The 20,553-nt window shown below is 63.7% G+C and carries 13 protein-coding genes; 9 read left to right on the top strand and 4 right to left on the bottom strand.

Annotated elements, in window-relative coordinates; all coding sequences use genetic code 11:
- The first annotated feature begins 160 nt into the window (after positions 1-160).
- From IGX34_RS13755 to IGX34_RS13735, 5 genes are all read left to right on the top strand, one after another.
- Positions 161-1,210: a LacI family DNA-binding transcriptional regulator gene (locus IGX34_RS13755; RefSeq protein ID WP_192556298.1), complete on the top strand. Its 1,050-nt coding sequence runs from the start codon at positions 161-163 to the stop codon at positions 1,208-1,210.
- A 91-nt stretch (positions 1,211-1,301) separates the two neighbouring features.
- Positions 1,302-2,546 carry an L-fucose:H+ symporter permease gene (fucP, locus tag IGX34_RS13750; RefSeq protein WP_225737473.1) on the top strand — a complete coding sequence of 415 codons (1,245 nt, stop codon included), beginning with the start codon at positions 1,302-1,304 and terminating at the stop codon, positions 2,544-2,546.
- Between the two features lie 85 nt (positions 2,547-2,631).
- Complete coding sequence (locus tag IGX34_RS13745) at positions 2,632-3,609, top strand: carbohydrate kinase family protein (protein WP_192556296.1); 978 nt, start codon at positions 2,632-2,634, stop codon at positions 3,607-3,609.
- Complete coding sequence (locus IGX34_RS13740) at positions 3,606-4,823, top strand: AGE family epimerase/isomerase (RefSeq protein ID WP_192556295.1); 1,218 nt, start codon at positions 3,606-3,608, stop codon at positions 4,821-4,823. The genes IGX34_RS13745 and IGX34_RS13740 overlap by 4 nt, the downstream gene beginning before the upstream one ends.
- 258 nt (positions 4,824-5,081) lie before the next feature.
- Positions 5,082-7,049, top strand: coding sequence for a M1 family metallopeptidase (locus tag IGX34_RS13735; RefSeq protein ID WP_192556294.1), 1,968 nt, complete (start codon positions 5,082-5,084; stop codon positions 7,047-7,049).
- A gap of 149 nt (positions 7,050-7,198) precedes the next feature.
- Here the strand turns inward: IGX34_RS13735 and IGX34_RS13730 are convergent, their stop codons facing one another.
- On the bottom strand, positions 7,199-8,185 hold the full coding sequence (locus IGX34_RS13730; RefSeq protein WP_225737458.1) for an Lnb N-terminal periplasmic domain-containing protein: 987 nt from the start codon (positions 8,183-8,185) through the stop codon (positions 7,199-7,201).
- An 87-nt stretch (positions 8,186-8,272) separates the two neighbouring features.
- Here IGX34_RS13730 and IGX34_RS13725 point away from each other — a divergent pair, with 87 nt between their 5' ends.
- A complete protein-coding gene (locus IGX34_RS13725) occupies positions 8,273-10,198 on the top strand; it encodes an esterase/lipase family protein (protein ID WP_192556292.1) in 1,926 nt (641 codons plus the stop codon).
- Here IGX34_RS13725 and IGX34_RS13720 read toward each other — a convergent pair.
- From IGX34_RS13720 to IGX34_RS13710, 3 genes are all read right to left on the bottom strand, one after another.
- Positions 10,195-12,915 carry a fimbria/pilus outer membrane usher protein gene (locus IGX34_RS13720; RefSeq protein ID WP_192556291.1) on the bottom strand — a complete coding sequence of 907 codons (2,721 nt, stop codon included), beginning with the start codon at positions 12,913-12,915 and terminating at the stop codon, positions 10,195-10,197. The genes IGX34_RS13725 and IGX34_RS13720 overlap by 4 nt on opposite strands.
- Positions 12,916-13,040: 125 nt before the next feature.
- Positions 13,041-13,769: a fimbrial biogenesis chaperone gene (locus tag IGX34_RS13715; protein ID WP_192556290.1), complete on the bottom strand. Its 729-nt coding sequence runs from the start codon at positions 13,767-13,769 to the stop codon at positions 13,041-13,043.
- Positions 13,770-13,823: 54 nt separating this feature from the next.
- Positions 13,824-14,396, bottom strand: coding sequence for a fimbrial protein (locus IGX34_RS13710; protein ID WP_192556289.1), 573 nt, complete (start codon positions 14,394-14,396; stop codon positions 13,824-13,826).
- A 689-nt stretch (positions 14,397-15,085) separates the two neighbouring features.
- Here IGX34_RS13710 and IGX34_RS13705 point away from each other — a divergent pair.
- From IGX34_RS13705 to IGX34_RS13695, 3 genes are all read left to right on the top strand, one after another.
- The gene (locus IGX34_RS13705; RefSeq protein ID WP_192556288.1) at positions 15,086-15,754 is read left to right on the top strand and encodes an ankyrin repeat domain-containing protein; all 669 of its coding nucleotides are present in this window, start codon (positions 15,086-15,088) and stop codon (positions 15,752-15,754) included.
- 284 nt (positions 15,755-16,038) lie between these two features.
- A complete protein-coding gene (locus tag IGX34_RS13700) occupies positions 16,039-17,376 on the top strand; it encodes a Tle-like phospholipase domain-containing protein (RefSeq protein ID WP_192556287.1) in 1,338 nt (445 codons plus the stop codon).
- Between the two features lie 63 nt (positions 17,377-17,439).
- The gene (locus IGX34_RS13695) at positions 17,440-20,505 is read left to right on the top strand and encodes a LysM peptidoglycan-binding domain-containing protein (protein WP_192556286.1); all 3,066 of its coding nucleotides are present in this window, start codon (positions 17,440-17,442) and stop codon (positions 20,503-20,505) included.
- Positions 20,506-20,553 lie beyond the last annotated feature (48 nt).

Genomic DNA, 20,553 nt, shown 5'->3' with positions numbered 1-20,553 from the left:
AAGATCCGGGAGGAAGGGGTTTGGATCGTTCTAAACCCGCCAACGCTAGCATCGGCGGGCATACTTGGCATGCTGCACTGCGTGATCCCATTTTCGGCGATTCGGGTAAATTTGGATCGTTCCAAAAGCATGGATCGGGCTCAAAGAGGACAAGCTTCTAATGGGGAACACACCGCCGGTCGGCCGCAAGGTCACCCTTAGCGATATTGCCGCGGGCTGCGACGTCTCCCGCGCCACCGTGTCACTTGTGCTGCGGGGCAGCCCGCTGGTCAACAAGCACACCCGTGCGCGCGTCGAAGAAGAGCTGCGCCGCCAAGGCTATGTGTACAACCGTGCCGCTGCCAATCTGCGCCGCCGCACGTCGTCCAGCATTGCGCTGGTGCTCAACGATCTAGCCAACCCGTTCTTCGCCGAATTCGCCGCGGGCGTGGACGAAGTATTGGGCAGCACCGGCTACGTCACCCTGCTGGGCAGCACCAGCGAATCCACCGAGCGCGAACTGGCGGTGCTCGGTTCGCTGATGGAACACGGCCCGGCCGGCATCATTCTTTCGCCCGCCGAGGGCAGCGACGCGCAGCAGTTGTTGTCGGCCGTCGGCACCACCACGCCGCTGCTGTTGTTCAACCGCGAAGTCAGCGGCGACATCTCCGCCTGCGACCACTGGGACCGGCTGTTCCTGGACAACCAGCACGGCTCGCGCATGGCGACCGAGCACTTGATCGCGCAAGGTCACAAGCACATCGCCTTCTACGGCGGCCACAGCAATTCCAGCTCATGCAAGCAGCGCCGCAACGGCTACGCCGAAGCGATGAAATCGGCCGGCCTGCGCGTGGAGCCACAGTGGTTGGTGGAATGCATTCCCAATCGCCTGGATGCAGTGGCGCAGTGCGAGCAGCTGTTCAACGGCGGCACCGCGCCGACCGCTGCGGTCTGCTACAACGATGCGGTGGCGCTGGGCCTGATGCTCGGCCTGCATCAGCGCGGCCTGCAGCCGGGCCGCGATTTCGCGCTGACCGGTTTCGACGACATCGCCGAAGCCGCGGTAAGCGCGCCGCCGCTCACCACGCTGGCGGTCACGCCGCGCGCGCGCGGACGCCAGGCGGCGGAGCTGATCATGCAGCGCCTGCAGGAGCCGGCGGCAGCACCGCGCCAGACCATCGTTCCGGTGCAATTGCTGATCCGCGACAGCAGTTCCCCGCCACACGCTTGAACCCTCGGGACTAACCATGGCTTTTACCGCACCTACCGCGCCGCCCGCAGCATCCAGCACGGGCTCCGACGGCCGCTACACCTATTACCCGATGGCGCTCGGCGTGATGACGGCGGTGTTCTTCATGTGGGGGTTTCTCACCTGCCTGAATGACATCCTGATTCCGCACCTGAAAGCCGTGTTCGAACTGAACTACGCGCAGGCGATGCTGGTGCAGTTCACCTTTTTCGGCGCGTATTTCCTGATGTCGTTGCCGGCCGGACGAGTGGTGGCGCACCTGGGCTACAAGAAAAGCATCGTGGCCGGCCTGATCGTCGCCGGCATCGGTGCCGTCGGCTTCTGGCCTGCCGCCGGGTTGCGCTGGTATCCGGCCTTTCTCGGCGCGCTGTTCGTGCTGGCCACCGGCATCACCCTGCTGCAGGTGGCAGCCAATCCTTATGTAGCGCTGCTCGGGCCCGAACGCACCAGCTCCAGCCGCCTCACCCTGGCGCAGGCGCTCAACTCGTTCGGTACCACCATCGCGCCGCGCTTCGGCGCGCTGCTGATTCTTTCCACCCAGGTGAAAAGCGCCGGCGAGATCGCGCAGCTGTCGGCCAGCCAGCAAATGCTTTACCGCGCCCAGGAGGCGCAGGCCGTGCAGACGCCCTACATCGGCCTGGCCGTGGTGCTGGTGCTGCTGGCGATCTTCGTGTGGTTGTTCCGCCTGCCCAAGCTGGAAGAAAGCACCGAGCAGGCCGATAGCGGCCGTCACACGCTGCTCGATGCACTGCGCTATCCGCACGTGCTGTTCGGCGTGCTGGGCATCTTTTTCTACGTGGGCGCCGAGGTATCCATCGGCAGCTTCATGGTGAACTACATCTCGCAGCCGGGCATCGGCCATATCAGCGAGCAGCAGGCGGCCAACTACGTGTCGTATTACTGGGGCGGCGCGATGGTCGGCCGCTTCCTGGGTTCGTGGCTGCTGGCCAAACTCTCGCCGCGTGCGCTGCTGGCCGGCTTTGCGGCGGTGAACATGCTGCTGCTGCTCACCACCATGTCCACCAGCGGCGACACGGCGATGTACAGCATCATCGCCATCGGCCTGTTCAACTCGATCATGTTCCCCACCATCTTCGCGCTCGGCATCGAACGCATGGGCCCGCTGACCGGCAAGGCCTCCAGCCTGCTGATCATGGCCATCGTCGGCGGCGCGCTGGTGCCTTATCTGCAAGGTGTGCTGGCGGACAACATCGGCATCCAGCACGCCTTCGTGCTGCCGCTGCTGTGCTACGCCTACATCGTGTTCTATGGCTGGCGCGGCTCGCGCATCCGCAGCGCGCCGGTCGGCGCCGAATAATGCAAGCCCCTGCTCCCCGCCCGCGGTTCGGCGGGGATAACGGCTGGACCTTTTTCTCATTCCCATTTTTTCCAGGGGTTTCTTGATGACTCGTTCCATCCTCTGCTTCGGCGAGGCCCTGATCGACATGCACGGCGAAGGCAGCGACGGCCACGGCTTTGCGCGGCACTTCGTTCCCTTCGCCGGCGGCGCGCCGGCCAACGTGGCGGTGGCGCTGGCCAAGCTGGGATGTCACGCGCGCTTCGCCGGCATGCTCGGCATGGACCGCTTCGGCGACTTCCTGCTCAACAGCCTGCAGCAGACCGGCGTGGATACCGTCGATGTGGTGCGCAGCGGCGAAGCCAATACCGCGCTGGCCTTTGTCACGCTGGATGGGCGCGGCGAACGCAGCTTTGCGTTCTACCGGCCGCCGTCGGCCGACCTGCTGTTCCGCGCCGAGCATTTCCGCAGCGAAGCCTTCGACGACCTCGCCATCTTCCATATCTGCTCCAACAGCCTTACCGATGCCGGCCTCGCTGCCGCCACGGTGGAAGGCATGCGCCGCGCACGCGCCGCCGGTGCGCTCACCAGCTTCGATCTGAACCTGCGCCCCGCGCTGTGGCCACGCGGCAGCGAGCCGCGCGAACAAGTGTGGCCGGCGTTGCTGCTGGCTGATGTGGTGAAAGTGAGCGCCGAAGAATTCGACTGGCTCGCCGTGGACGGCGAACAGGCGCTGCTCGATCGCCTGTGGGCCGGCCACACGCGCCTGGTGGTGATCACCGACGGCCCGCATCCGCTGCGCTGGCACCACCCCGACGCCGACGGCGAACTGCCCTGCTACAACGTGCCGATGGTCGACAGCACCGGCGCCGGCGACGCCTTCGTCGGCGGCCTGCTGTACCAGCTCGCGCAGCAACACGTGACGCGCGAAAGCATCGACGGCTTTATCGCCACCCTGCCGCGCCTGCATGCCGCGCTGCGTTACGCCAGCGCCTGCGGCGCCGTGGCGGTAACGCGGCACGGTTCGTTCACCGCGATGCCGAATCCGGCCGAGGTGGAACAGTTTATGGAGACGCACGCATGAGCAAGCCCACATCCCCCGACTTCCGCTCCGAAACCTTTCTGCGCGAACACATCGCCAAGACGATGGCGTTCTACCACCCGCGCGCGATCGATCCGGCCGGCGGTTTCTTCCACTATTTCCACGACGACGGCACCATCTACGACACCAGCCATCGCCATCTGGTGAGCAGCACGCGCTTCGTCTTCAACTACGCCATGGCGTCGATCGAATTCGGCCACGAGGATTACCTCAAGGCCGCGCATCACGGCCTGCGCTATCTGCGCGAGGTGCATCGCAACGCACAGACCGGCGGCTATGCCTGGACCATCCGCGACGGCCAGCCGGAAGACCGCATGAACCACTGCTACGGCGTGGCCTTCGTGCTGCTCGCTTATTCCACTGCGGTGAAGGCCGGCATCCACGAAGCCAAGGCCTGGATGGACGAAACCTGGGATCTGCTGGAATTGCGCTTCTGGGATGCCCAGGCCAGCCTGTATCGCGATGAAGCCGACGCCGACTGGAACTTCACCAGCTATCGCGGCCAGAACGCCAATATGCACATGTGCGAGGCGATGCTGGCCGCCTACCAGGCCAGCGACGAACCGCGCTATCTGGAACGCGCGCTCACCCTCGCGCAGACCATGACCCAGCGCCAGGCCAAGCTGGCCGACGGCCTGGTGTGGGAACACTACAAGCTCGACTGGAGCATCGACTGGGATTACAACCGCGACAATCCCAAGCATCTGTTCCGCCCGTGGGGTTTCCAGCCCGGCCACCAGACCGAATGGGCCAAGCTGCTGCTGATCCTCGAACCGCTGCTGCTGGAACGTAACCGCGAAGAAAAGTGGCTGGTGCCGACCGCCCAGCATCTGTTCGACACCGCGCTCGCACACGCCTGGGACCCGGTCAACGGCGGTATCTGCTACGGCTTCGCGCCGGACGGCAGCATCTGCGACGGCGACAAGTATTTCTGGGTGCAGGCCGAATCGCTGGCCGCTGCCGCACTGCTGCACGCACGCACCGGCGACGCCAAATACGACGCGTGGTACGAGAAGCTGTGGGACTACTCCTGGCAGCATTTCGTCGACCACCAGTACGGCGCCTGGTACCGCATCCTGACCCAGGACAACAAGAAATACGACGACGAAAAAAGCCCGGCCGGCAAGGTGGATTACCACACCATGGGCGCGTGCTACGAAGTGATGGCGCTGATTCGCGCAGGCGGCAAACCCTGAGCCAACGCAGCACCAGGTAGGTTGGGTTAGCGCAGCGTAACCCAACAAACCCTCACCGAAGCACCGCTGGGTTACCCCGGACCAAACCCGAAGTAACCCAGCCTGCCCACTGCATTCGTAATTCCACAGCCCGCTCCCCACACAGAGAGCGGATGCCAACAGCCCCGGCCTTCTCGCACTGGTACCACCTCGCACCCTTGCAGTATGTTCGGCCGCTAGCGCCAGGACGGCGCACTCCCCATCGCTACAGGGCCACTCATGAAAACCTTCCCGATGCTATGCGGCGCGGTGCTTGCCGCTCTTTCGTTTGCAGCCATCGCCGCTGACGCCCCGTCCAGCTACAACCCGCTGGAAACCTTCGCGCCCTGGTCCTACCCGCAGCCGTCCAATGCCTACCGCAACGCCAGCGGCAAGCCCGGCCCGCTGTTCTGGCAGAACCGCGCCGATTACCAGATCAAGGCCACGCTCGATCCCACGGAGCGCAAACTCAGCGCCGACGAAGTGATCACCTACACCAACCACAGCCCGGACGAACTGGACGTGCTGTGGCTGCAGGTGGAGCAGAACCGCTACCTGAAGGACGCACGCGGCGCCTTCGGCGGCGGTCGCTTCCCCGATGAATTCACCGATGGCGAGCACATCACCTCGGTGTCGGTGGAAGGCGCCGACGGCAAGCTGCAAAAGGCCGAATGGGTGATCGCCGACACGCGCATGCAGATCCGTCTGCCGCAGCCGCTGAAGGCACACGACGGCAAGCTGCGCGTGCATATCGGCTACAACTACACCGTACCCGGCGAATTCGGCGGCCGCACCGACTGGAACGCCACCAAGAACGGCGACATCTACGAAATCGCGCAGTGGTATCCGCGCATGTGCGTGTACGACGACCTGCGCGGCTGGACCACCGACCCCTTCCTCAATAACGAGTTCTATCTCGAATACGGCGACTACGACTATTCGGTCACCGTGCCGTGGGACATGATCGTGGTCGGCTCAGGCGAACTGCTCAACCCGCAGGAAGTGCTGACCAAGACCGAACTGCAGCGCCTGGAGCAGGCGCGCCACAGCGATACCACGGTGATGATCCGCTCCGCGGATGAAATCAACGATCCGCAATCGCGTCCCAAGCAGAGCGGCACGCTGACCTGGCACTTCCGCATCCAGAACAGCCGCGATGCGGTGTTCGGCGCCTCGAAGGCCTATATCTGGGACGCCGCGCGCATCAACCTGCCCGACGGCAAGACTGCGCTGGCCGAATCCGCCTATCCGGTGGAAAGCGCCGGCAAGGATGCCTGGGGCCGCGCCACCGAATACCTGAAGGCGTCCACCGAATACTTCTCCAAGCAATGGTTCCCCTACCCGTATCCGGCGGCGATCAATGAAGCCGGTACCGCCGGCGGCATGGAATACCCGGGCATCACCTTCGACTGGAAGGGCGCCAAGGGCAGCGACCTGCATGCGCTGATCGCGCACGAAATCGGCCACACCTGGTTCCCGATGATCGTCGGCACCGACGAGCGCCGCAATGCGTGGATGGATGAAGGCTTCAATACCTTTATCGATATCTACGAAGCGGACAACTTCAACCATGGCGAATACGCGCCCAAGCGCGATTCCGAATACGCGCCCGGCCACGGCAATCCGGCCGACGAGATCGTGAAGGTGCTGACCGATCCGGAAGCGCCGTCGCTGCTCACCCGCGCCGACGCGATCCAGGAGAAATACCGCCACCCGGTGACCTACTTCAAATCCGCCTTCGGCCTGGTGCTGCTGCGCGAACAGATCCTCGGTCCCGAACGCTTCGACGACGCCTTCCGCAAGTACATCCACACCTGGGCCTACAAGCATCCCAGCCCCTCGGATTTCTTCCGCTTCATGGAAAGCGAATCCGGCGAAGATCTCGGCTGGTTCTGGCGCGGCTGGTACGAATACAACTGGAAGCTCGACCTGGCGGTACAGAACGTAGCGCCGGTGGACGGCGACTGGCACAAGGGTGCGCAAGTCACCGTCGCCAACCTCGACAAACTGGTGATGCCGGCCACGCTGGAAGTGGTCTACACCGACGGCAGCAAGCAGGATGTACGCGTACCGGTGGAAACCTGGATGCAGCACCGCAGCTTTGTCGTCGTAGTGGATGGCAACAAGGCGGTGAAGTCCGCCACCATCGACCCGCAGCACGCGCTGCCGGACGTGGACCGCAGCAACAACACTTTTACCGTAAAGTGATCCGCAGACGCGTAGGTTGGGTTAGCGCAGCGTAACCCAACGAATCCACACGTTACCCAGGAGATGATCCCGGGGTAACGACATGATTCCTGCGTAATATGGCTGGATTACCCCGGACCAAGCCCGGGGTAATCCAGCCCATCATGCAGCTACGGCTCCGCCGGCGTACGTATCGCCCTGGAAAAATCCCCACCCGCCGGCACCGCCCGTGCCCGCGCCGTGATATCGCCCTGCCCGATCAGCACACTCAGCGGATAGTGCGTATCCAGCGCCCCGAGCTTGTACAGATAACTCGGCAAATACGCCGTCAACAGCAAGCGGTAGTCATAGGGCAGCCCCGGATCGATCCGCTTGGCCATGGCATACACAATCGTCACGCAGTTGGACGTCACCGTGTTGTAGTACGCCGGCTGCACGGTCAACTCGTTGGCCCCGCGCACATAGGACAGAAACAGCGAGCGCATCACCGGCTTGCTCATCTGCAGGCGAAACAGATGATCCGTCTCGCCGCGCACATTGGTGCGCAGGCGGATCACGTCGCTCTCGTCCGCCGCCACGATGGTGCGTTCGAAATCCTTGAAGAATCCGCCGATGGAGGAAAACGACTGCCCGCGCTGGCGCCGGATCTCCACCGAGAACACCACATGCGAACCATCGTCGAAGCCGAACGAGATCAACGCATGCACAATACCCGGCATGCCCCATGAAGAAAGAATCAGGTCCGCCGACGCCAGCCGGTCCAGGTCGTAGCTGCGCGTTTCCCAGCGCGCGTCGTAATCCTGCTCGCTGCGCCAGTTGAAGTTGCGTACGTTGTGCAGGGTGACGCGGTCGCCATCCACCTGCCCGGTCAGCAGCTGGGCGACATCGTCGGCCCAGTCCTTGTGATTGGATGGCTTGATGCTGCTCCACCACACCAGCAGCAGGGCAAACGCCAGCGCATAGGCGCCGATCGGCAGCACACTGCGCCGCTGCCAGGCCCAGGCCAGCGCCAGCAGCACCAGCAAGGACCAGATCAGGCTGGCGATCCAGCGCGCGGCCGTGCCGCCGGGAAACTGGTACCACAGGGCCATGCCGCCCCAGCCGCCGGAACCCAGCACCACGACCGCCAGCAGTCCGCACAGCAACCATCGCAACATCACCGGACCTCTCCCCATCACCATCGCCGCATGGATAATAGACCGGCAACGACCGCCTCATCCTGCTTTCTTGCCATGGAAGAATTGATGAAGGGCCGCACGCCAACCCGGATCCTCCGCGCCGTTGTACTGGCGACCATGCTGCTGGCCGCCGGCTGCGACATGGTGGGCGTCAAGCACGTCACTTCCAGGCAATACGCCAGCCAGCGCCGCAGCGATGTGCTCAGCACGCGCACGCTCAGCGATACCACGGTGCAGACGCTCAACGTGGTGGCGCTCAGCCAGGACGAATGCGCGGCCAATTTCCCCCGCTGCACCAATACCCTGCTCTATACCGATGGGCTGGACGACGAGCGCCGCCTGTCCGCGCTGTCCGAACTGTGGCTGGCCTATGCGCTGCAACAGAGCGATCGCGCCAAGACTGTCGATGACCAGGCGCTCAACGATTACCTGCAGGCGGCGCGCTATGCCTACGCCTACTTGTTCTACACCGCGCGCAACCCCGGCGAGCGGGCCTTCGAAACGCGCCAGTCGCAGGTGCTGGATTTCTACAACTATGCCGTGCAGCAGTCGGTGGGCAGCTTCTTCCGGCGTCTGCCGGAGCTGGGCACCGACTGGAGCAGCAAGCCGGTGGCCGGCTGGAACCTGCTGCGGCCCAATACGGATGTCTATCTCGGTTCCGGCGACTACATTCCCAGCGAGCTGATCCCTTCCGCCGGCCTGCGCTTTATCGGCCTGCGCAATACCTACCGCCGCGATGGCTTCGGCTCGGAGTTCGTTGCGGTCGGCGCAGCGCCGGCCGACACCAGCCAGGTCTGGCGCGAGCCCAACTACGTGCCGCTCACCGCCGTGCTTGAATTTCCCGGCGACACCCTCGCCAGCGTGCTGAATACCGACAGCGTGCGGGTGTACGCCAAAAATCCGTATCTGGACAACAGCATCGAGCTCGACCACCAGACCATTCCGCTCGCCGCCAACTTCACCGCCCCCTATGGCGTGTGGCTGGCGCGCTCGGGCTTTGCCCGGCAATCGATCCGATCGCTGCTCGGGCGCGGCGGCATCAGCAAGCCGCAGGTGCTGTTGATGCAGCCCTACGATCCCGACCGGCTTACCGTCGTGATGCTGCACGGCCTGGCCAGCAGCCCCGAAGCCTGGATCAACGTGGTCAACGAGGTGATGGGCGACGAGCAGCTGCGCCGCACCTACCAGGTGTGGGAGGTGTACTACCCCACCAACGTGCCGGTGGCGGTCAACCTGCGTCAGATCCGCCAGGCGCTGGATGAAACGCTGCGCCATTTTGATCCGTCCGGCAAAGCGGTGGCGTCCAACCATATGGTGCTGATCGGCCACAGCATGGGCGGCGTGATCGCACGGCTGCTGGTGTCTTCCAGCGATGACAAGCTATGGAATGTCGTGCCCGAACGCGCGGATCTTGCGGCCGCCGACAAGCAACGCCTGCGCGAGCGACTCGCGCCCTATCTGCAATTCTCGCCGATGCCGCAAGTCACGCGCGCCGTCTTCCTCGCCGCGCCGCATCGCGGCACCCCGGTTGCGCGCTGGAAACTGGCCCGCTGGTTCGGCGGCCTGATCCGCCTGCCGCTCACCTTGCTGGAAGAAGCCAAGAACATCGCCGATGCCGCACAGGGCAAAAGCGGCGTACCCACCACCCCGACCCAGCTGCCCAACAGCATCGACAACCTCAGCGATACCGATCCTTTTATCAAGGCATCCAGCACGCTGCCGATTTCGTCGAACGTGCACTACCACACCATAGTCGGCGTGTATAAACCCAAAGGTGCCCTGCCCGATTCGGATGACGGTGTAGTGCCGTACGCCAGTTCGCATCTAGAAGGGGCCGATTCCGAACTCGCCGTACCCTCCTGGCACGATGTGCAGGAAACGCCGCAGGCCATCATCGAGCTACGACGCATCCTGCGCTTGCATGCGAGCACGCTGCATTGCCTTCAGCCGGAGACCGGCACCCAACAGCCCTGCTCCTCCGGTACGCACTAAACGCCCTTGCTCCGCACGGCATCCAGGTGCGTCAAACCGAATCGCGGCGTAGTCCAATACCGTTCGTTTTCAGGCAAGCCGTGACTGAAACCTGAAATGCCGCTACTGGGTGGCAGCATGTACACAGCCGAATTGCGTGCTTTCCCCGTCTTCGAACGCGCGGCAGCATCAGCTTTCGGCCCTGAGCCAGATGTGGCGTCCACATCCTTGCTGCCTGGATCGCAGACACTTTGCAAATGCGCGTAATCGGCAGCACCGCGTGCTTTTGCGTTCTTCGCCGGCAATTGATAGCCGAAACTGCAACGACTGCCGCCGGCCAGCGCCACCGTCAGGCGGCCGCGATCGGCAACACCGCGCACCATCGCGCGGCCGCCCTGGCTCACCACCCCCACCACATTGCCGCCTTCATCCAGCACGTCGGCACCAAACGGGATGGTCACGTGCGCGGCCGGCTTCAAATCGATCACGGCGACGCGGCCTTTCTTGGTTTCAAAGCTGGCGAGCACAATCGCGCCGCTGCGCGGCACGACCTCGCGGCTGGATTGAACCAGCTCCACCTCGCTGGACAGCCCCTTGGGATCCAGCTCCACCTGGTTGCGCTGATACGGCACCAGATACGGCACGATGGCATAGCCGCGGCGATCGAGCTGCACGCCGGGATAGGAAGCCACATGCGCACCGGCGGCATCGGGGGCCTTGATGAGGGCGATGGTATCGCCCATGTTCTGCCCCAGCGTAACGCCGCCGGCATGCGCCAGGATCGACCCGGCCGCGCCGAACCCGATTTGCCGATAGCCGTTGCCGGTGGCCGCGCTGCCGTTGAGGATGGCCGCATCGGCGCGATAGCTGCCGTTGGCGTTGAACGACGTGGCTGCCGCTTCATCACGTGCCAGCGAGATGCCGTAGCTGCCGCGATCGCCGGCCAGATTGCTGTAGTTGACCTGGCTGCCGATACCACGGCGTCCGACATTGACGCTGCTATTGAGACTGCCGCTGCCGCCCAGCGGAATCGACAACGTTGCATAGATGCGGTTTTCCCACCGATCTTCGCTGTTGCGCGAACGCGCGGCGGAAATCGAGTAATTGAACCAGCGCGTGGCGTTGTTGTATCCCAACTGGTACTGCGTATCGCCACCGGGGCGCCCCCAATAGTTCTGGGTGGAACCGGTCAGGTAGATGGAGCCCGACCCCAGCTTCTGGCTCAGCACCAGCTGGAGCGTGTTGCGTTGGTGCATGCTGCCCGAACCCGGCTCCTGGTTGGCGCGCAATGCATCGCGCAGGCTGTAGAAATCGCCAGTGGAATGGCGATAAGCCGCCAGCGACAGATTGGTTCCGCCATCGTTGAGCGCCTTGCTGTAGCTGATGCGGATGCTCTGGCCGCTGGCCTTCCTCGCCCGCTGTGCAAGCCGCGCCGGATCGGGAGACGGCACGGCCCGAAGACTGGTCCGCGCATGCGTCGCGTCGAGCCCGAAAGCACCGATCCGCGTATTCCAGGCGCCGCCAAGCTGCAATGCGCCGTAATGTTCGGCCGCCTGCAGACCGGCATAGCCCGTAAAGCGATTGCTGATACCGCGCTGCACCGTAGCCTGCAGTACCGGCGAGCGCGCGGTGCCGCCCACCGCTTCGCGGTATTCGCCGATGGCTGCGCTGTAACGCGTGGAACCCGGGCGAAGCATGCGCGGCACCGCGGCGTACGGCACGTTGAACTTCTGCGTGCGCCCATCCGCTTCCAGTACCGACACTTCCAGGTCCCCGCCATAACCAGACGGATACAGGTCGTTGATCAGGAACGGCCCCGCACCCACGGTGGTTTCATAGATGGTGTAACCGTTCTGGCGAATCGTCACCTTGGCATTGGTGGCGGCGATACCGCGCACCACCGGCGCATAGCCGCGCTGCGAATCGGGCAGCATGCGTTCGTCGCTGAACAGCTCTACGCCGCGGACCGGCATGGAGTCGAACAGATCGCCATCGGTGGTGAAATCGCCCACCAGCAGCTGCGACTTCAGGCGGACGAGATCGTGCTGCGCATAGTTGCGCAGGTTCTGCCATTGCGGACCTTGCCGTCGACTGTTCCAGGTCAGCGACGACTGATGGCGCAGGTTCCAGCCGCCGAGGTTCAAGCCACCGGCCACACCCAGATAGCCCTGCGTGTCGCTCCGCGTACCGCTGTCGCTGCGATACATATTCAGATCGTAATTGAGCAGACCGGCGGTGATGCCACGATCCCACTTTGAGGGATCCACATAGCCGCGCGCGCTGCGCTTGAGCTTCGCCTGCGGCACGCCGATATCCAGGCGCTGCTCGCCAAAGTCGAAGCGGGCGATGGCGGCCGGCGCCCATGCCGCAAGATCCAGGCACGGCGACTCCGGCGCAACGCCGGTCAAATCAAGACCAAGCCGCCTGGCCAGTTCCGGGGTGATACACGGCACCGCATCGTCCGAACCGGGCACGGCGGCAAAATGCACGCGCTCGCTGCCCCACAGAGCTTCATTCAAATAGACGTCTACCTGATAGTCGCCCGGCGGCACGCGATTGCCCTGGGCGAAGCGCTCCAGATCGGCCGAACTCGCACCGCCCGACAGAAACGTGGCGTCGAAATCCAATCCATGGGCCGAACCACCTGCCGCCAACGCAGCCGATGCCGCTGCGGCACCGCCAGCCAACGCTGCACCGGGCAACATCGCCAGGCCGGCCAAGGCATAGGCGATACGCAAGTGCAAACGCTTTTGACGAAGCTCTTCCCCGCCCCCGGCGGGGCGGATCAACGTCGAAGTGGACATGCTCACATACCGTCGGTCGCTGGGGGAGCGCAAAGGCGCGTCCGCAAGTGCGGCGAGCTTTAATGCAGCTCGGCGGCGCCGTTGTCGCGGATGGCGCCCCAGTCATCGATAAAGGAATATTTGACGCGTCCCGCAGCGGGCGCCTGCTGCACGCCTTTCAACGCATAGCGCTGCGTCTCGCCTGGACTGACCATGCCGTCGCCGGCTTCGATGATCCGGCTGTCCAGTTGCAATGCCACGCGATTGAGGCTGACGTGATAAGCGGTGGGATTGCTCGCTTCCAGCGCATAGCCATCGCCCTGCGCCACAATTTTCCAGGTCAGCTTCGATGGCGCGTCTGCCGCATCGCCGGACAGACCCTTGGGGCGATAGAACAGCTTGATCCGGCTGCGAATGGCAAACTGCAGCACGTTGCGCGACTCGGCTGGCTGTTCCTTCGGCGGAATTTCCAGAACATTGAGCCAGAACACCGACTCCTTGTCGTGCGGCAGCGGCTCGCCCGTGTAGACCACGCGCAGCACCTGGCCATGCGCCGCCTCGACGCGGGCAATCGGCGGCATCAGTACAAACGGCACCGGAATATCGGCCGGTGCCTGAGTGGCATCGCCGTTATCCAGCCACGACTGCACGACAACCGGTTTAGGTCCGTCGTTTCGCAGTCGCACATCGGCTTCCCGATCGTCCTGCTGGTAAATCAGGCGGGTGCGATCGATCGTCACGCTGGCATGCAGCAGGGACGAGAAAATAAGGCCGACGCACAGTGCGCCGGCAAACAGTTTGGTCTTCATGGATAAGATCCTGAAAAGGGGGCGGCCATGCCGGCACGGCCGCCCCTGCGCGGATTACTGGTACACCACGCTGTAAGTCACCGAACTGGACACCGTACCGGCGCCTACGGCATCTGCGCCCGATTTGAAATAACGCACGGCATAGGCAAATTGCGCCGAGCTCTTCTTGTCGTTGGGAGCGGCGCCCGCCGTAAGCGTGCCGCCCTTGATCGAGCTGACATCGCCGACCTTGATGACCGAGTCATCGCTATTGACCAGCTCGAGTTGCACATTCTTGGCCGCACCGGTGCCGCTGGCCGTATTGTTGAGACGGCCGCTGGCCACATCCACGTTGGCGCCGGCTTCAAAAAACGCCTTCACTGCACCGGTTGCCGCGGCATCGCCGCTTACGCAATCGGCAAGATCGAACGTGATCTTGGTCGAGCCGGCCGTTTTGCCGGCCGCATCCAGCTGACTGGACGACACCGCCGGCAACGCCACCGTCGCGGTAGCCGAGCCGCCGTTGATCTTGATGGTGCAGCTATTCGCCGTGACCGAGCCGGTGAAAGTGATGGTGCCGTCCGAAGCATGAGCGCTTGCGGCAAACAGCAGACCGCCGATAACGGCAGCGCTGACAAATTTTTTCATTGGAGTAAGTCCTTATGGGGGCAAGGCCGGAGAACAGACTTGGCGCTTCCACTGCCCGGCCAGACAGAGGGCCAGAGCGACGATAAGAACTTCTCGAAGTGCGACATACCGGAAATTTCTAGCGAGCCGACTATCTGGATAGTTCTTGAATATTCCAGCCGGCTAGATATTTCCGGCGCATATAACGCCATTAAATGAAACGATTCCACGCACTTATGCCGCGTGTGCAAACCTCGACAAGACACTCAGTCGGCATAACCCGAAATGACAGCCGGCAAGCGATGACATGCATGACGTCGCCAGGACTACATGACGCCATTCCCCGGCGTGGCCGACACATCGCATACGTGAAGTGCGCATCTGCATAAAGCCCGGGCGTGCCGCGACGCACGCCCGGGTTGGCGCAGTCCAATCTGTTCAAGCCATTCGATGGCTGGGTTGGGTTAGGCTGCGCGGACCCAGGCTGCGCCATCACGCCGTCTTATCTAGGGTTGTCCCTAGATGGTCCGGTCAAAGGCGGCCGTTATCGTAGGCAGCGGCCGTTCACCCACGTCATTGAGATGTGAACGTGCGGCCCTTGCGTCCCGTGTGGAATGGACCCGATGCGACTTATACAAAAGTGCAGCTATGGCCTATGTATGCTGCTGGCAGGTTTGATGGTGGCGACAAGCACCGCCGGGAGAGAAGCCATGAGCAATGCCGACGCAAGCAATGTGTTCTCCGAGGCCAAGACCATTGCGCTGGCCAACGCCGCGCTGGGCGGCGACGGTGCGCGGGTACGCGCCATGGTGGCGGAAGGCGCCAATCCCGATGCGCAGGGCAAGGACGATGTCACCTTGCTGGAATGGGCGCTGCTGCGGCAAAGCAAGCCGGCCATGAGCGCCCTGCTCGATGCCGGCGCCCAGGCCTCGCAGCCGGGTCTGGGCGGCGATACCGTGCTGCATCTTGCGGCCAAGGCCAACGACGTCAGTTATCTGAAACTGCTGCTCGACCATGGCGCCGATCCCAATGCGCCACACGGCGTCACCCAGGCGCCGCCGATCGATGCGGCGCTGATGAATCCGCAGAACGACGCATTTGACTTGTTGCTGGCGCATCACGCCGATCCGAATCGCCCCGATCGCCTGGGCGACACGCCGCTGCATGTCGCCGCGCAGGTGCACAAGCCGCAATGCGTGCTGGCGCTGCTCAAGGCCGGTGCCGATCCCAGCCGGCGCAACAAGCACGGCGATACCTTCCAGACCTATTTCAATATTCTTCCTGCCGGCGGACTCAATCCTGCGGCGCAGGCACAGCATGAAGCGGTGCATCAGTGGTTGCGGCAGCATCAGGTGGCGGTGGAGGAAGGCGTGCATTAAGCCGCATCGCTGTCCCACCGCCGCCAGACCGTCAACCACAAACTGACAGAGCCCCCCACCGTCATCCCGGCGCAGGCCGGGACCCAGTGTCTTTCACTCAGCGAAGTCGCTGAATCCCGGCCTGTACCGGGACGACGGTTTATCGAATACATGAACATCCTCGCAGCCATGCAGCCTGCCTCCCCCTGCGTATCCCTAGGGCTGTCCCTAGCCCAGGGAAAGCCCTAGCTGTTCCCCTCGATCCCGCCCGCTAAGGTTCCCAGGTATCGCATGGGAGGCTTGTCATGTTTCTGGACGCCAGCATCAGTCGACGCCAGTTCACCGATACGGCCATCGCGCCGGCCGAAGACGAAGCCAGTTCCAGCGCAGCCGTCGCCAGCGCCGACCAGCACAGCTCCACGCCGCAGCTCGCCTACAACGCGCAAGCCGTACAACTGGCCAGTTTCCAGACCAAACAGGCACCCGGCTTTGCGCAGCAGGTGGAAGGCCAGGATGCCAAGCCGATCGATCTGGACCTGGCCAAGCTGGCGCAGGATTCCTACAACCTCGACAACAAGAATATCGATGGCTGGACGCGCCTGAGCGATGCACAGCTGGAAGCGGCCGATATCGATCCGGCGTCTTTGAACGACACCTCCACCGGCTTCCGCGCCGCGCTCTACCAGGACGGCAAGGGCGATTACGTGCTCGCTTTCAAAGGCACCTCCGGCGCCCAGGACTGGAAGGCCGATGCCACCCAGGCACTGGGCCTGAATACTGCGCAATACGACGAAGCGACGGCGCTGGCCACCAAGGCCAAGGCGGCCTTCGGCGACAACCTGGTGCTCACCGGCCACTCGCTGGGCGGCGGTCTGGCGTCCACCGCTTCGGTAATCACCGACACGCCCGCAGTCACCTTCAACGCCGCTGGCGTGAACGATGCGACGCTGCAGCGCCTGGCTCCGGAAGGCAATGTCGCCGCGATGAAGCAGGCCGCCAGCGACGGCCTGGTCCGCCGCTACGCCGTGCAGGGCGACATCCTTACCGGCGAACAGCAGACCGGCGCGGCACGCGGATTGATTCCGCAGGCGCTGGGCCATGAAATCCAGTTGCGCGATCCGAACAAACCAGCCTGGTATCTGGAAGCGCCCGGCCTGAACCTGATCACCGACACCGTCAGCGGCGTGCGCGATCACCTGATGAATTCGGTGATCGATGCCCTGCAGAACGACCAGCCGTGGAATCACAACGGCAACTACCTGCGCGACACCAGCATCACCTCGCGCATTGCCGGCTTCTACGGCAACGCCAGCAACACCGCCGCCAATGCGGTGGGCACGGTGGCCGACAAGGCCGGCGGCGCGGCGTCCAGCACCTTCGATGCGGCCGGCAGCGCGCTCGATCATCTCGGCAAACCGGGCCACTGGGCCGGCAATGCAATGCGCACGCTCGGCACGGTCAGCGACAAGACCATCACCGTGGCCGGCGGCCTCGCGCAAGGTGGCATTGAAGTAGCCGGCCATCTGCAGCAGGGCGCAGTGGAATTTTTCGGCGGCGCGATCACCACCGGCGTCAACGCGACCAGAAAGGCGGCGGACTGGGTCGGCAGCCACGCCAAAGACGCGCTGCCGTGGAACTGGTAGCACGCCGCCGCTGACGACTGCACGCAGCGCACGCAAGGCTCTCTTACCCCCGCAGAGGTTTCCATGTTTCCTGTTTCTCCCGGCTCTTCCGCCGCCTACGTTCCGCCGCCGCAACCCACGCCAAGCACCTATCAAGTGCAGCCGCACGACACCGTGCAGAGCATTGCGCAAAGCTACAGCGTGACACCGGAAGAACTGGCGCGCGCCAACGGCATCGCCGTCGGCACCACGCTGAGCGAAGGGCAGACGCTTACGCTGCCGCCCAATGCGGTACCGCCGCCGCCCAAACAGCAGCTGCCGTCGAACCAGTCGCTGCAACAGCAAACCGATGCGGCGGTCGGCGCCTACAAGACCGCTGTCGCCCAAGCCAAGCAGGCACTGCAGAATGCGCCGCACAATATGGGCATTCGCACCGAGATTTCTGAAGACAATGCCGCGTCGGTCAATAGTGCACAGCAGACAATGGATACCGCGATCCAGCATGAGATCGCCGGCGAGATCGCCAATCGCAACAATGGCGTGCCGCCGCAATTCCGCACGCCCACCGACCAGCTGATCGCCAGCTTCGGCCAGTCGATTGCCCAGCGCTATGCCAGCGATCCGGACACGCAAGCCGCGGTCACTACCTGCGTCAGCAATTATCAACTGCAGAACAAGGCCAGCACACTGATCGCCGCTGTGCCCGGCAGTGGTAGCGCGCAGGACAAACTGCAAAGCCTGAGCAAGCAGCTGCAAGGCCAGCCGCAAAACGTGGTCGACCAGGTATTGGCCGACGCACAGGTAAAAAGCTGGATCCAGGCCGAGGCCAACCAAGTGGCGCAGCCGTATGCGCAGGTCAAGCCGGACGCTGTGTATTACGCCCAGGACCAGGCCACCGCCGCCGCCAATCAGCTGGAAACCGCCACCACCGGCCTGTCGCCAGAACTCGCCACCGCGGTCACCCAGGCCAGCATGCCGACCCTGCAGAAGATCGCGCAGCTGCAGCTCGGCTACGCCGGCAGCATGGTGCCGTTCGACAGCGTGCAAAGCGTGCTGGCCAACCTGGGCAGCAGCGATAACGCCAACGCCGTGGTGCAGCAGGTCGCCGATGCCTATGCAGGCAATCTCGGCAGCGTCGGCTTTCTTACCCGCGGCGGCACCACCAGCGAACTGGAAAACAGCATTCTCGACAGCCCCGGTTTCGGCGCGGCCGGCAATCCGAACTTCGCCATCGCATTCGGCAATGCGCTGCAGGCACGCGGTCAGAGCAGTGCCGCCAAGGATGCCTTCGATGCAGGCGCGCAAGGTGTGCAGGATTACCTCGCCAACAACGGCAACAGTCCGCTCAAGGCCTACGACGCCGCGCACAGCGCCGCCGAAGACAAAGACAAGACCCTGGCGCAATTGCTGGCCCAGTCCGGCCCGCTCACCTATGCGCAGCAGCAGGCCTTTATCAAGGCGTATCGCAGCGATCCGGACAACGCCAAGGTCTACCAGGCCGACGCCACGGCGGCAAAGACGCTGGCCACCTATATGCAGAACAACCAGTCGGCCCTGCTGTACGCGGCCGGCCACAACCAGGCCGCCGCGCAGCAGCTCTACAGCTGCATGCAGGATCTGGTGCAGTCGGGCCAGGGCAAGGTCGCGCTGCAATTTGCTGGCTATGTGCAGAACGATGCCGCCGCATCCAAGGCCTTCGGCAAATTCTCCGACTACCAGAGCAGCTTCCTGCCCGACGCGGTGAAAGCGGCAGAAGGCGAATTGCTGGTCGAGCACAACGGCGATACCAAGTCCGCCGCCAGCGAACTATTGGAACTGGCCGATCCGGTGTTCAAGGGCCGCAACGGCTGGAACCAGGTGAAGGAAGGTTTCGAAGCGCTGGCCAATGGCGATACCAAGGCGTTTACGCCGGCCAATTTCGCCGAGGGCTACAAGGCCATGGGCGCCTCCGGCAAAGCCTGGGCGGTGGCCGCGATCACCGTCGACAGCATCAACGGCGCCAACGCCGAGCAGATCAACGAAACCATCAACGCGTTCTCGATGGCCGGCGGCGATGTGTCCGAAGTCGGCACCGGCGTGCTGCAGGTAATGGCCGATGCCGGCAAGTTCGGCGCCTTCAACGCCTCTGCCGAAGCGATGGCACGGCTTGGCTCACGCTTCGTGCCCGGCCTGGCGATGGTCGCTAGCACCAGTGCCTTCGCCTCCGATCTGCAGGAAGCAAAGAACAATACCGGCAGTGCCGGCGGCGCCATGTATGCGCTGGCCATCGCCGGCGACGTGCTGTCGGTGATGGGCAGTTTCATGGAGAACTTTCCGCCTGCCGCCGTGGCAGGCGAAGTGGTCAGTGGCATCGGCACGCTGATCTCCGCGCCATTCGAGCTGGTCGGCCATATCCTGGTCGGCAACAAGGAACAGCAGGAATTCCAGGAAGAGCAGGTGAAATACCTGCAGGCAGCGGGGATCAGCGACAAGGAAGAAGCCGAAGCCATGGCCAAGGACGGCGGCGCGATCAACGCCTTCGCCTCGCAGCTGGGCCTCAATGCGCAACAGGCGCAGGACATTCTGGTCGCGCACCCGGAAGCCTTCGGCCAGGGCAGCGCGTATACGCAAGGCCTGATCAATGTACTGAAGGCTTGCCAGATCAAGCCGGCCGATGCGAACGGCTTTCTCTCCGCGCTGCAGCAGGACAATCCGAATTACCTCAACCTGTTCTTCGCCCAGAACAGCTCGCCCGCCAACAACCCCGCCATGCCGCTGAGCCATACCGCCAACCTCGTCAACCTGATCGGCGGCGGCGGCTTCGCCCACGCCAAGGCTTATGTGCAAAGCCACTCGCCCGAGGTATTCAGTCCCGACGGCGATGCGCGGCGCCAGGCCGACTACGACTACGAACTGGCGCAATCCAGCGGCAGCATGCAGCCGGCGCAAATCGGCAACCTGCTCAAGAGCAACCACAACGCGGCGTATCAGGCCGAGATCATCAGCATCATGAAGAACAACGGCTCGCTCGATGCGTGGGTGGAGCAGATGGGCAACGCGTATGCGTACAACGGCTGGCCGCAAGCGGCGACGTCGGCGCTGCAAAACGCGCAGAGCGCAGGCGTGCTGTCCGCCGACCAGACGCAGCAATACATCGGCGAACTCGGATAAAACCGCACACCACGTAGGTTGGGTTAGCGCAGCGTAACCCAACGATCT

The sequence above is a fragment of the Dyella acidiphila genome, assembly GCF_014863405.1.
Classification (GTDB): domain Bacteria; phylum Pseudomonadota; class Gammaproteobacteria; order Xanthomonadales; family Rhodanobacteraceae; genus Dyella_B; species Dyella_B acidiphila.
The sequence above is the reverse complement of the archived record's forward strand: the minus strand, read 5'-3'. Positions and strand labels throughout refer to the sequence as shown.